Annotated in this window: 11 protein-coding genes, 1 tRNA gene and 2 pseudogenes; 10 read left to right on the top strand and 4 right to left on the bottom strand. The window is 72.5% G+C overall.

The features are described 5' to 3' along the window. Positions 1–283: 283 nt before the first annotated feature. From ACFYY2_RS18885 to ACFYY2_RS18910, 6 genes are all read left to right on the top strand, one after another. A complete protein-coding gene (locus ACFYY2_RS18885; protein ID WP_388743990.1) occupies positions 284–1,549 on the top strand; it encodes a beta-ketoacyl-[acyl-carrier-protein] synthase family protein in 1,266 nt (421 codons plus the stop codon). Further along, positions 1,546–2,760 (top strand): ketosynthase chain-length factor, encoded by a 1,215-nt coding sequence (locus ACFYY2_RS18890; protein WP_388743993.1) that lies wholly within the window; start codon positions 1,546–1,548, stop codon positions 2,758–2,760. The genes ACFYY2_RS18885 and ACFYY2_RS18890 overlap by 4 nt, the downstream gene beginning before the upstream one ends. Positions 2,761–2,842: 82 nt before the next feature. Beyond that, positions 2,843–3,112 carry an acyl carrier protein gene (locus tag ACFYY2_RS18895; RefSeq protein ID WP_388743996.1) on the top strand — a complete coding sequence of 90 codons (270 nt, stop codon included), beginning with the start codon at positions 2,843–2,845 and terminating at the stop codon, positions 3,110–3,112. Positions 3,113–3,289: 177 nt separating this feature from the next. After that, positions 3,290–5,062 (top strand): acyltransferase domain-containing protein, encoded by a 1,773-nt coding sequence (locus tag ACFYY2_RS18900; protein WP_388743999.1) that lies wholly within the window; start codon positions 3,290–3,292, stop codon positions 5,060–5,062. After that, positions 5,059–5,286, top strand: a complete 228-nt coding sequence (locus ACFYY2_RS18905) for a DUF6059 family protein (RefSeq protein ID WP_388744002.1) — start codon at positions 5,059–5,061, stop codon at positions 5,284–5,286. The genes ACFYY2_RS18900 and ACFYY2_RS18905 overlap by 4 nt, the downstream gene beginning before the upstream one ends. Before the next feature lie 155 nt (positions 5,287–5,441). Further along, positions 5,442–6,173 carry a hypothetical protein gene (locus tag ACFYY2_RS18910; RefSeq protein ID WP_388744005.1) on the top strand — a complete coding sequence of 244 codons (732 nt, stop codon included), beginning with the start codon at positions 5,442–5,444 and terminating at the stop codon, positions 6,171–6,173. A gap of 455 nt (positions 6,174–6,628) precedes the next feature. On the opposite strand, the gene ACFYY2_RS18915 is transcribed toward ACFYY2_RS18910, so the two are convergent. The 4 genes and pseudogenes from ACFYY2_RS18915 to ACFYY2_RS18930 form a co-directional block, all read right to left on the bottom strand. Beyond that, entirely contained in the window at positions 6,629–7,051 is a 423-nt protein-coding gene (locus tag ACFYY2_RS18915) for a hypothetical protein (RefSeq protein WP_388744008.1), read from the bottom strand. 98 nt (positions 7,052–7,149) lie between these two features. Continuing rightward, positions 7,150–7,377 (bottom strand): annotated as a pseudogene (locus ACFYY2_RS18920) (DNA-binding protein); the annotation flags it as partial. Continuing rightward, a pseudogene (locus ACFYY2_RS18925) lies at positions 7,374–7,535 on the bottom strand (CopG family transcriptional regulator); the annotation flags it as partial. The pseudogenes ACFYY2_RS18920 and ACFYY2_RS18925, both read right to left, overlap by 4 nt. Positions 7,536–7,724: 189 nt before the next feature. Further along, a tRNA-Arg gene (locus tag ACFYY2_RS18930) sits at positions 7,725–7,796 on the bottom strand. Between the two features lie 261 nt (positions 7,797–8,057). Here ACFYY2_RS18930 and ACFYY2_RS18935 point away from each other — a divergent pair. The 4 genes from ACFYY2_RS18935 to ACFYY2_RS18950 all read left to right on the top strand — a co-directional run bounded on the left by ACFYY2_RS18935 (position 8,058) and on the right by ACFYY2_RS18950 (position 12,437). Next, the gene (locus ACFYY2_RS18935; RefSeq protein ID WP_388744011.1) at positions 8,058–8,492 is read left to right on the top strand and encodes a response regulator; all 435 of its coding nucleotides are present in this window, start codon (positions 8,058–8,060) and stop codon (positions 8,490–8,492) included. Between the two features lie 67 nt (positions 8,493–8,559). Then, positions 8,560–9,624: an ArgS-related anticodon-binding protein NrtL gene (gene nrtL, locus ACFYY2_RS18940; protein WP_388744014.1), complete on the top strand. Its 1,065-nt coding sequence runs from the start codon at positions 8,560–8,562 to the stop codon at positions 9,622–9,624. Between the two features lie 24 nt (positions 9,625–9,648). Continuing rightward, on the top strand, positions 9,649–11,040 hold the full coding sequence (gene lysA / locus ACFYY2_RS18945; RefSeq protein ID WP_388744017.1) for a diaminopimelate decarboxylase: 1,392 nt from the start codon (positions 9,649–9,651) through the stop codon (positions 11,038–11,040). A gap of 95 nt (positions 11,041–11,135) precedes the next feature. After that, positions 11,136–12,437, top strand: coding sequence for a homoserine dehydrogenase (locus ACFYY2_RS18950; protein WP_388744020.1), 1,302 nt, complete (start codon positions 11,136–11,138; stop codon positions 12,435–12,437). The last annotated feature ends 4 nt before the right edge of the window (positions 12,438–12,441 follow it).

Consider the following 12,441-nt stretch of genomic DNA (forward strand, 5'->3'; position numbering starts at 1 on the left):
CGGTCTAGGGCACGGACGTTCCATGGCTGCACCGGAAACGGCGGCCCGCTACGAGCCGGCAGCCGACCGGTTCGGCCGGCCGGGGGAGTTCACACCCCGAACCGACCCGGCCGCCGGTGTCCCGACCCGGATCAGCGCGGACCGGCCCGAGCGGCCGGCACGTCACCCGCTCACCGTCACACGCTCAGCAGTCAGATGGACGAAGGGATCGACAGTGACCCCCACAGTGCCAACCGGCAGGTGCGCAGAGCCGCATCCGGCCCCGTCGAAGGTCAGGTAGACCATGCGCAGAGTCGCCATCACCGGCCTGGGCGTCGTGGCCCCCGGTGGGGTCGGTGTCAAGGAGTACTGGGACCTGCTGACGGCGGGTCGCACCGCCACCCGCAGGATCAGCTTCTACGACCCCTCGCCGTTCCGTTCGCAGGTCGCCGCCGAGTGCGACTTCGACGCCCTGGCCGCCGGCCTCTCCCACCAGGAGATCCGGCGCCTCGACCGGGCCTCGCAGTTCGCGGTGGTCTCCACCCGTGAGGCCCTGGCCGACAGCGGCCTCGACCTCTCCGCCGTCGACCCCGGCCGGGTCGGCACCGCGGTGGGCAGCGCGGTCGGCTGCACCACCAGCCTGGAGCGCGAGTACGCGGTCGTCAGCGACGGCGGCCGCAAGTGGAACGTGGACCACGCATACGCCGTGCCCGAGCTGTACCGGCACTTCGTGCCCAGCTCCATCGCCGCCGAAGTCGGCCTGGCGGCAGGCGCGGAGGGACCCGCCGCGGTCGTCTCCACCGGATGCACCTCCGGTCTGGACTCACTGGGGCACGCCGTCGAGCTCATCCGCGAGGGCACCACCGACATCATGATCGCCGGTGCCACCGAGGCCCCGATCTCGCCGATCACCTCGGCCTGCTTCGACGCCATCCACGCCACCACCCCGCGCAACGACACCCCGGAGAGCTCCTGCCGGCCCTTCGACCGGACCCGCAGCGGCCTGGTCCTCGGCGAGGGCGCGGCGATCCTGGTCCTGGAGGAGCTGGAGAGCGCCCGCCGCCGCGGCGCCCACATCTACGCCGAGATCGCCGGGTTCGCCTCCCGCTGCAACGCCTACCACATGACCGGCCTCAAGCCGGAGGGCCTGGAGATGGCCGAGGCCATCGACGCCGCCCTGGCGGAAGCGCACCTCGCACCGGACACCGTCGACTACATCAACGCCCACGGATCCGGCACGAAGATGAACGACCGCCACGAGACCGGTGCCTTCAAGCGCAGCCTCGGGGAGCACGCCTACCGCACCCCGATCAGCTCCATCAAGTCCATGATCGGTCACTCGCTGGGCGCCATCGGCTCCCTGGAGATCGCGGCCTGCGCCCTCGCGATGGAGCACGGCGTCCTGCCGCCCACCGCGAACCTCCATGAGCCCGACCCCGAGCTGGACCTCGACTACATCCCGCTGACCGCCCGCGAGAAGCAGACCGACGTGGTCCTCAGCGTCGGCAGCGGCTTCGGCGGATTCCAGAGCGCCATGGTGCTGGCCCGCCCGGAGAGGAGCACCCCATGACCACCGCAGTGGTGACCGGCCTGGGCATCACCGCCCCGAACGGCCTGGGAACCGAGGACTACTGGAAGGCCACCCTGGCCGGCGAGTCCGGCCTCGGACCCGTCACCCGCTTCGACGCCTCCCAGTACCCCTCCCGGATCGCGGGTGAGGTCTCCGACTACGTCGCCGAGGACCACATCCCCAGCCGCCTCATGCCGCAGACCGACCACATGACGCGCCTGGCGCTGACCGCGGCGGACTGGGCACTGGCCGACGCGGGCATCGACACCACCGAGATGCCCGACTACGGCATCGGCGTGGTCACGGCCGCCTCCGGCGGAGCCGTCGAGTTCGGCCAGCGCGAACTGCAGAACCTGTGGAGCAAGGGCAAGGAGTACGTCAGCGCCTACCAGTCCTTCGCCTGGTTCTACGCCGTCAACACCGGCCAGATCTCCATCCGGCACAAGCTCCGCGGCCCCAGCGGCGTCCTGCTCACCGAACAGGCCGGCGGCATCGACTCCCTCGGCCACGCCCGCCGCCACATCCGCAAGGGCTTCCCGGCCGTCATCTCCGGCGGTGTCGACGCGGCCATCTGCCCCTGGGGCTGGGTCCCGCAGATCGCCTCGGGCCTGATGAGCACGGCCGACGACCCGGCCCGCGCCTATCTGCCCTTCTCCGAGGACGCGGCCGGATACGTGCCCGGCGAGGGCGGCGCGATCCTCCTCGTCGAGGACGCCGAGTCGGCCCGCGGCCGCGGCGCCGCCCAGGTGTACGGCGAGATCGCCGGATACGCCGCCACCCTCGACCCCGCACCCGGCAGCGGACGGCCGCCCGGCCTGCGCCGCGCCGCCGAGAACGCCCTCGCCGACGCGGGGCTCGCCGCCGGCGACATCGACGTCGTCTTCGCGGACGCCTCCGGGGTGCCCGACCTCGACCGGGCGGAAGCACAGGCGCTCACCGAGCTGTTCGGCGCGCACGGGGTCCCCGTCACGGCACCGAAGACGATGACGGGACGGCTGCTCGCCGGGGGCGCCGCCCTCGACGTGGCCACCGCCCTGCTCTCCCTGCGCGACGGCGTCATCCCGCCCACGGCCAACGTCACCGCCGCCGCACCCGCCCACACCGTGGACCTGGTCACCGAGGCACGCGAGGCGCACCTGCGCCACGCGCTGGTCCTCGCCCGGGGTCACGGCGGCTTCAACGCGGCCCTCGTCGTACGCCGTGCGCACTGACTCCCCACGAGCCCCACAGCCCCCACGTACCACCAGCACGGCGACACCATCCATGCGCCCAACCGAGAGGACGGCACCGACCATGAGCACCACGACCGCCACAGTGACCCTGGCCGACCTGACCCGCATGCTGCGCGAGAGCGCCGGCGAGGAGGAGGGCATCGACCTCGACGGTGACGTCATCGACACCCCGTTCATGGAGCTGGGCTACGACTCCCTCGCCCTGCTCCAGGTCATCGGCCAGATCCAGCGCGAGTACGGCATCGAGATCCCGGACGACGCCGTCGTCGACGCCGAGACCCCGGGTGCGCTCCTCGCGCTCGTCAACTCCGGCCAGGCCACCGCGGCCTGAGCCGGGCCCCCACGGCCGCTCCGCCTTCCGTCCCCCCGGGGCGGGGCGGCCGCCCCTCTTCCCGGGCCGTCCGGCCGCCCCACGCGGGCCGCGGCCCAACCGCCCCCCGGCTCCCCGCACCGTCCGACCACACCCCCGGCCCGCACATCCGGTACGGGGTGACGCCAAGGAGGAACCATGTCGCTCACCTCGCAGAGTGCGGTGGTCCGCCGGCTGATCGTCAGCCCCGGCTCCGCGCCCCGGCAGCACGCCCGGGTCACCGCCTCGGCCGCCGGCGTGTCGGCGGTGCTGCGCGCCTTCGGACGCGCCCCGGAGGACCTCCCCGCCCGTACCGTCGTGCTCATCGGCGCCGCCGCGGTCGACGCCGGACTGCGCCCGGAGCACGAGGGATTCACCGTCCGCACCGAACCCACCCCGGCCCGCGCGCTGCGCCGGGCCCACCGGGAACTCCACGAGGGCACCGCCGACCTGGTCCTCGTCGCCGGCTTCGGCGAACCCGACCCCCAGACCATCACCGTCTACGCCGTCCGGCGCGCCGCCGAAGCGGTCGCGGACGGCGACGCCGTCCTCGGCGTGCTCGACCTCACCGAGCCCCGTGAGGACACCGCCCCACCGCTGCGCCCCCTGCACCGCGACCCGCGCGGCACCGACCCCGACCGCCACCGGCTGATCCTCTGGTCCGGGCGCGATGCCGAGGACGAGAGCCGGGTCCGCGACGGACTCCTGCCGATGCTCGGAGGAGTGCACCGCGAGATCTACCCCGCCCTGCCGACCGCCGTACCCTGCGGGACCACCCCGGGCCCGGTCCGCGGCGGCGTCGTGGCCGTCTCCGCGCTCGCCGCCCGCGCGGTCCACCAGGCACGCACCGCGGACGGATCCCGGCCCCGGCCGATCGCCCTGATCTTCCCCGGCCAGGGCTCCCAGCACGCCGGGATGGCGGCCGGTCTCTACGGCACCGAGCCCGTCTTCACCGCCGCCGTCGACGCGGCCCTCTCGTACATGGGCGACGAGGGACCGCGCATCCGCGCCGACTGGCTCGACCCGGCGCGCGCCGCCATCGGCATCGACGACGTACGCCGTGCCCAGCCGCTCCTCTTCGCCGTCGACTACGCCCTCGGCAAGCTGGTGCTCAGCTGGGGCGTCCGGCCGACGGCCCTGCTCGGCCACAGCGCCGGCGAGCTCGTCGCGGCGACGTTCGCCGGGGTCGTCTCCCTGCGCGACGCGGTCGCGATGGTCATGGCCCGCGTCAGGGAGGCCGTGAAGATCCCGGCGGGCGGCATGCTCGCCGTCGCCGCCGCCGAGGAGACGGTGCTGCCGTACCTCACGGCCGACGTCGCGGTCGCGGCGGTCAACGCCAACCAGCAGGTCATGCTGGCGGGTTCGAAGGGACCCCTCACCCGCGTCGCCGCACGCCTCAAGGCGGACGGGCACACGGTGGTGACGGTCCCGGCCACCAGCCCCTTCCACTCCCCGGCCATGGCCCCCGCCTCCGACGCGATCGAGGCCGACTACCGCGAGATTCCCCTCCGGGAACCCCGGATGCCCCTCTACTCCGGTTACACCGGAGCCATGATGAGCCCCGAAGAGGCCCGCAGCCCGCGCTTCTGGGCCCGCCAGATCACCGACACCGTGTACTTCCGCAACGCCCTCGACGAGCTGCTGGCGGCCGACGACGTCCTGCTGATCGAGGTCGGACCCCGTCAGACGCTCACCGCCTTCGCCCGCAGGCACCGCTCCCTGCGCCTCGGCGCGGGCGCCGTGACACCCCTCCTCCCGGCCCGCGCCGGGACGCCCGAGGCGGACCGCCAGTCCGTGCTCACGGCCGCGGCCCGCATCTGGACCGAGGGGCACGACCTGGACCTCAACGCCGTGTCCGGACTGTGGACCTGGAGCGCCCCGGAGCCCGCCGGCACGGCTCCCCGCGCGACGGCGGAGGCGCAGCTCGCATGAGGTACGTGAGAAGAGCACTGCGCGAGGTCTACGCCTCGCTCACCGCGGTCGGCTGGATCTGGCTGGGGCTGCCGCTGGGCGGGCCCTTCGTCCCCGTGCTCGCCCCGGCCCTGACGGGCCCGCCGGACGGCCACCCGGAGCGGGTCCGCCCCGACCAGCCGCTCACACCCACCGAACGGGCCCTGCGGGAGCAGCTCATGGCGCCGACGGGGGAGCGGGGCTGACCCGGCGCGGCGGTACGCCCGCCGGAGCAACCCGACTTCCGCGATCGGCGATCCCGGCTAACGCCCTGCCCGCGGCATCCGTTGAGCGGCGCCCTTTAATCGCATGCAAGATCGATTCTGTGTGCGATAGCTTCCTGGCATCCGAAGGGGGCGAAGTGACGAAGCTCAACCAGATCATCGCCGTGGAGAAGGGTGTCAAGAGCAAGTCGCTCCAGGACACCACCGCGGCCCACCACAAGGTCCAGAAGACCGCGCTGCTGGCCGGTATCTCGCGCACCTACCAGCCCAAGAACGAGGAGGGCGAGCAGCTGCCGCCCGAGTCCTCCCGCGTGCAGGTCAAGGCCGAGGACGCGCTGCGCGAGATGTCCGTGTCGCTGACCAGGCTGTTCGACGTGACCGCCACCAAGGACTGGGCCAACTGCACGGCCCGCGCGGACGTGTCCGTCGACGGACGGGTCATCGTCCCCGAAGTCCCGGTCAGCTACCTGCTCTTCCTGGAGAAGCAGCTCACCGACCTCCACACCTTCGTGAAGAAGCTCCCCGTCCTGGACGCCTCGGAGTCCTGGTCGCTCGACCCGTCGACCGACTGGTGGAAGACGGACCCGGTGCGCACGATCCGCACGAAGAAGGTCCCGCGCAACCACGTCAAGGCCGAGGCGACGGAGAAGCACCCGGCACAGGTCGACGTGTACTACGAGGACGTGCCGATCGGCTACTGGACCACCGTGAAGTTCTCCGGCGCGCTGCCGGCGCGACGGGTGAACGAGCTGCTGGAGCGCGTCGAGAAGCTGCAGCAGGCGGTGAAGTTCGCCCGTGAGGAGGCCAACGGAGCCGAGGTCACCGACCGGCGGGTCGGCGACGCCGTGTTCGGCTACCTGTTCGGCTGACGCCGGACACGAGGCGGCACCCCCAAGAACGCCCCCGCGCCAATGCCGTGGGGGCTGCGCACCCGGCACGGGACGGATTTCGAGATCCGCCCCGTGTGACGAGCGCAAGCTGAAACTGACGTTCAGCCTGAAGACGCGGTAACGGTGGAGGTTCGAGTCCTCCCCCCGGCACCACCTGCCGGGGTGGCCCAACATGGCAGAGGCAGCCGCGATCAATCTCAGACTCTCGCTCCAGCTTCAGTATCGCCGCCGATTGCCAGATCGACCGAGTACGGACGAACACCGTGGAATGCTGGTTCGAATCCGGCCTGCGCCTCTGCCACGGCGCGGTAGTTCAAAGGCAGAACGCGACGGTATGACGACTGATCCGCACTCTTAAACGGCGCTGGCAAGCGCAATTGGGTGGCAACCCCAGGGGCCCGGGAGCTGGATACGACTCCCGGGCTCCGCCACGCTCAGGAGGTGTGACGGCCCCGCTCCCCGGCGCGAGCCGGATCTCCGCGCCCCGGCCAGGTGGCCCAGCGCAGGGCGTCGCCCTCCTCCGGCGGCAGGAGCCCGGCCCCGACCAGTGCGGCCCGCCCCGCCTGCACCCCGGCGATCCGGTAGCCGAACTCCGACGAGTCGACCTCGTGGAACGAGCCGTCCGTGACCAGCACCGCCGCCGCGACCCCACCCAGCCCCTCCAGCAGTCCGGCACGCAGCGCGGGCAGGAACTCGGCGGGAAGACGGCGCTCCGGTACGTCGCTGTGCAGCTCGAACCCGCCCCTGGCGCCGGGCGGTTCGAAGTCGGCGACCACATGCGCGTACGGCCCGCAGGCCCCGATCCCCATCCGCACGCGGACGGTCACACCCCGCACGGGGGAGGGCAGGTCGGTCATGCCGCCACGGTATCGGCGGCCGGTGACGAGCGGGCGGGCATGCCGACGGTCCCAGGCGGCGGCCGGAGACCGGGTGATGTCCAAGGGGAGTGACATGCGACGGGTTCGATGACGAGGCGGGAGAGGGTCCACTCCAGGGCCGGGCGGTTGATCCGAGGGTGGACGACTTCCACAAGGGTGGCTGCGGAAGTGATCACCCGCAGGTCATCGGCGCGAGCGAGGGCGAGCCGGCCGGCGACGGTGTGGTCGCGCAGGACTGCCTTGGCCAGTCCTTCGCTGTCGAGGACCAGGGTGCCGCCGGAGGCAGCGGCGGATGACCGGGTCACGCGGCGTTCGTCCCGCCCTGCGTTTGCTGCCGGCGGGCCTGGTGGAGCTGGTCGCGCAGGGCTTGGATCTCTCCGTCGGCGACGGGCCCGTGTTCGGCCTCGGCGACCTGGACGAGCTCGTTGAGATTGTCCCGCTCGATCTGGCGCGCGACGGCGGCCACCGAATCATGCGGCTTTCCGGCATGTCGCGGAATCGGACCATCGGGATTTCGTCCACCCGGCCGTGGCAAACCCCGAGCAGGGCTACGAGGGGCCGAGCGGTCACGGCCAAGTGGGCCGTGTGCGGCGCGGCATGCACAAGAAAGGCGCTGAACTGCGTTTCCGCTGTTCAGCGCCTTAATCCGGAGTGCCCCCGGCAGGATTCGAACCTGCGCACCCGGCTCCGGAGGCCGATGCTCTATCCCCTGAGCTACGGGGGCGATGTCGCTGCGCTTGGCGGCGACGAGTGAAACCCTACCAGCTCCGACCGGGTGCCCGGGAACAGGTATTTCCGCGTCGCGGGCACGCGGTGGGGGCACGCGGTGGGGTCGCGTGCCCGGGCCCTCGTGCCGCACGGTGCGACAGCGGCGGCCCGCCGACGTGGTCCCCGGGCGGCGGGTGGAGGGGTTCCGGCCATCCCCCCGCGGGCGGAAGTGGGCAAAACCCGGACGCAGCTCCTCCGCCCGACCTACCCTCGAGGGGTGTCAGGGGCGTACGGCCGCGTGCTTGTTGTGGACGACAACAAGGTCATCCGGCAGCTGATCAGGGTCAATCTCGAGCTGGAGGGCTTCGAGGTCGTGACCGCGGCCGACGGCGTCGAGTGCCTGGACCTGGTGCACGATTTCTGCCCGGATGTCATCACCCTCGACGTGGTGATGCCCCGGCTCGACGGCATCCAGACCGCCGTCCGGCTGCGCGCCGACCCCAGGACCGGGCACCTGCCCGTCGCCGTGGTGAGCGCGTGCACCCCCTACGAGGTGGACTCCGGTGTGGCCGCCGGGGTCGACGCCTTCCTGGCGAAACCGTTCGAGCCGAGCGAGCTGGTACGCATGGTGCGCCGCCTCGCGAAGCGCGAGGATTCCACGGCCGCGGACGGCAGGCGCGGTGCGGGGACGGCCGGGAGCGCGGCCGGCTGACCGGGCCTCTGCCCGCATGGCGAAACCGGTTGGCGAACCGCCCCCCTTCCTCCCATACGCTGGACCCGTGACCCCCGCAGAGCTCTCCCGGACCGTGCTGCGCGCTGTGCGCCGCGCGGTCGACGAGGACGTCCTGCGCGCCACCGTGCCCGCGCACGTGCGGGTGGAGCGGACCCGCCCGGGCGGCAGCGGCGACTACGCATGCGCCGTCGCCCTCCAGCTTTCCGGCCCGGCCGGCCTCCCGGCGCGCGAGGTCGCCGCGCTGCTGCGCGACCGGGTCGCCGGAGCGCCCGGCATCGGGCGGGTCGAGATCACCGGCCCCGGATTCCTCAACTTCACGCTCGACGCCTCCGCCGACGCGGACGCCCGGGCCGTGCGCGTCCGCCAGGTGCTGGAGCGGGGACTCCGTTACGGGTGGGGGGACGAGTGCGCGGGCCGGCCCCACCAGCTCCACCACCGGCGCGAGGTGCGCGCCGCCGTCGTGGCCGGTGCGGTGCGGAAGCTGCTGCGGGCACAGGGCGCCCCGGTGCGGACCACCTGCGAGGAGGCGCCCGACCCCGACTGGGCGCGTCTCGGCGTCACCGTCGACGCCTACGGCCGTCCCCCCTCCCCCCTGAAGGAGACCCGGCCGGTTCCCGCCGGGGCGACGGCCGCGGAGCTGCTGGGGCGGCTCGGTGCCGACGCCGCCCTCTGGGGCCTGCTGAGGCCCGCCGGACACGACCGCGCGCCCCTCGGCGACGACCTCCTCGTGCAGGGCGAGGCGAACCCGCTCTTCCTGGTCCGCTACGCCCACGCGCGCGCCCGCGCGCTCACCAGGGGGGCGGAGCGTCTGGGTTTCAGCGGTGCGTACGAGGAGGACATCGACGCGCCCGCGCTGCACGAGGCGATCGCCGACCACCCGGGTGTCCTCGCCGCCGCAGCCCGTCACCGGGCCCCCGACCGGCTCGCCCGGCAACTCGAAGCGGTGGCGGACGCCTTCTTCGACCTCCAGGACACGGCGCCGCCCCTCCCCGTCGGTGACGAGAAACCCTCGGCCGCCCACCGCTCCCGGCTGGCCCTTGCCGAAGCCGCCGGGACGGTGCTCGCAGGCGGCCTGTCCCTGCTCGGCATCAGTGCCCCCGAACACCTCTGAGAACCGAGAGAACAGAGCGCCACGATGAGCCGATCCGCACACCCCGCCGGTCCCCGCCACGCTGACGTCCTCCCCGAGGGCCACTACTCCGCACCGGCCACCGACCTGAACGTCCTGGACGAGAAGGTCTGGTCCCGCACGGTCACCCGTGACGCGGACGGTGCCCTCACCGTCGGCGGGATCGAAGTCGCCCGGCTTGCCGAGGAGTTCGGTACCCCCGCCTACTTCCTGGACGAGGCCGACTTCCGCGCCCGCTGCCGTGCCTGGTCCGACGCCTTCGGGGCGGACGCGGACGTGTTCTACGCCGGGAAGGCCTTCCTGTCCCGTGCCGTGGTCCGCTGGCTCACGGAGGAGGGCCTGAACCTGGACGTGTGCTCCGGCGGCGAACTCACCACCGCGCTGGACGCCGGGATGCCCGCCGAGCGCATCGCCTTCCACGGCAACAACAAGACCGTCGCCGAGATCGAGCGGGCCGTCGGGGCGGGCGTCGGGCGGATCGTGCTCGACTCCTTCCAGGAGATCGTCCGCGTCGCGCACATCGCCCAGCGGCTCGGCACGCGCCAGCGGGTGCAGATCAGGGTCACGGTCGGAGTCGAGGCGCACACCCACGAGTTCATCGCCACCGCGCACGAGGACCAGAAGTTCGGCATCGCGCTGGCCGGCGGACAGGCCGCCGAGGCGGTCCGCAGGGCCCTCACCCTGGACGGGCTGGAGCTCGTCGGCATCCACTCGCACATCGGCTCGCAGATCTTCGACATGGCCGGCTTCGAGGTCTCCGCGCGCCGGGTCGTGCAGCTCCTCGCCGAGATCCGCGACGAGCACGGCGTCGAACTCCCCGAGATCGACCTCGGCGGCGGCCTCGGCATCGCCTACACCTCCGACGACGACCCCCGCGAGCCGCACGAGATCGCCAAGGCGCTCGGCGACATCGTGACCCGGGAGTGCGAGTCCGCCGGGCTGCGCACCCCGCGCATCTCCGTCGAGCCCGGCCGCGCGATCGTCGGCCCCACGGCCTTCACCCTGTACGAGGTCGGCACCATCAAGCCGCTCGAAGGCCTGCGGACGTACGTGAGCGTCGACGGCGGGATGTCGGACAACATCCGCACCGCGCTGTACGACGCCGAGTACAGCGTCTCGCTCGTGTCGCGCACCTCCGACGCCGAACCCATGCTCGTACGCGTGGTCGGCAAGCACTGCGAGAGCGGCGACATCGTGGTCAAGGACGCGTTCCTGCCGTCCGACCTGGCTCCCGGCGACCTGATCGCCGTGCCCGCCACCGGCGCCTACTGCCGTTCCATGGCGAGCAATTACAACCACGCGCTCCGCCCGCCCGTCGTCGCTGTGCGTGACGGAGAGGCGAAGGTCATCGTCCGGCGCGAGACGGAGGAAGATCTCCTGCGACTCGATGTCGGCTGATGAAATTCGCATCTCAAAATCCGGACGGGTGGCAGAAACCCCCGTCCGGTGAGTGAGACTGGTCCACACATCAGAAGTATGAGAAACGAGGTCGGATGATGCGTACGCGTCCGCTGAAGGTGGCGCTGCTGGGCTGTGGAGTGGTCGGCTCAGAGGTGGCGCGCATCATGACGACGCACGCCGACGACCTCGCCGCGCGCATCGGTGCGCCGGTGGAGCTCGCCGGTGTAGCCGTCCGCCGGCCCTCCAAGGTGCGGGAGGGCATCGACCCCGCCCTGATCACCACCGACGCGACCGCCCTGGTCAAACGGGGGGACATCGACGTCGTCATCGAGGTCATCGGGGGCATCGAGCCCGCCCGTACGCTCATCACGACCGCCTTCGAGCACGGCGCGGGGGTCGTCTCGGCCAACAAGGCACTCCTCGCCGAGGACGGCGCCGCGCTCCACGCCGCCGCCGAGAAGCACGGCAGGGACCTCTACTACGAGGCGGCCGTGGCGGGTGCCATCCCGCTCGTGCGCCCGCTGCGCGAGTCCCTCGCGGGGGACAAGGTCAACCGGGTGCTCGGCATCGTCAACGGCACGACCAACTTCATCCTCGACAAGATGGACACCAGCGGAGCCGGCTACTCCGAGGCGCTCGACGAGGCCACCGCCCTCGGGTACGCCGAGGCCGACCCCACGGCCGACGTCGAGGGCTTCGACGCCGCCGCGAAGGCCGCCATCCTCGCGGGGATCGCCTTCCACACCCGGGTGAAGATCGGTGAGGTGCACCGCGAGGGCATCACGGAGGTCACCGCGGCCGACATCGCGTCAGCCCGCCGCATGGGCTGTACCGTCAAGCTCCTCGCGATCTGCGAGCGCGCGGCCGACGGCAGGTCCGTGACCGCCCGCGTGCACCCCGCGATGATCCCGCTCAGCCACCCGCTGGCCTCCGTCCGCGAGGCGTACAACGCGGTCTTCGTCGAGGCGGAGGCGGCCGGGCAGCTGATGTTCTACGGCCCCGGCGCCGGCGGCGCCCCGACCGCGTCGGCGGTCCTCGGCGACCTGGTCGCCGTCTGCCGCAACATCATCGGTGCGACCACCGGCCCCGGTGAGTCCGCGTACACGCGTCTGCCGGTCAGCCCCATGGGTGACGTGGTCACGCGCTACCACATCAGTCTCGACGTGGCCGACAAGCCTGGCGTACTCGCCCAGGTCGCGACGGTCTTCGCCGAACAGGACGTATCCATCGATACGGTCCGCCAGCAAGTCCGACAGGACGGCAGTGGCGAGGCGTCCCTCGTCGTCGTCACCCACCGCGCGCCCGACGCCGCCCTCTCCGGGACCGTCGAAGCGCTGCGCAAGCTGGACACCGTGCGCGGTGTCGCCAGCATCATGCGTGTTGAAGGGGAGTAAGGAC

This window comes from Streptomyces sp. NPDC001822 (assembly GCF_042892135.1).
Lineage (GTDB): Bacteria > Actinomycetota > Actinomycetes > Streptomycetales > Streptomycetaceae > Streptomyces.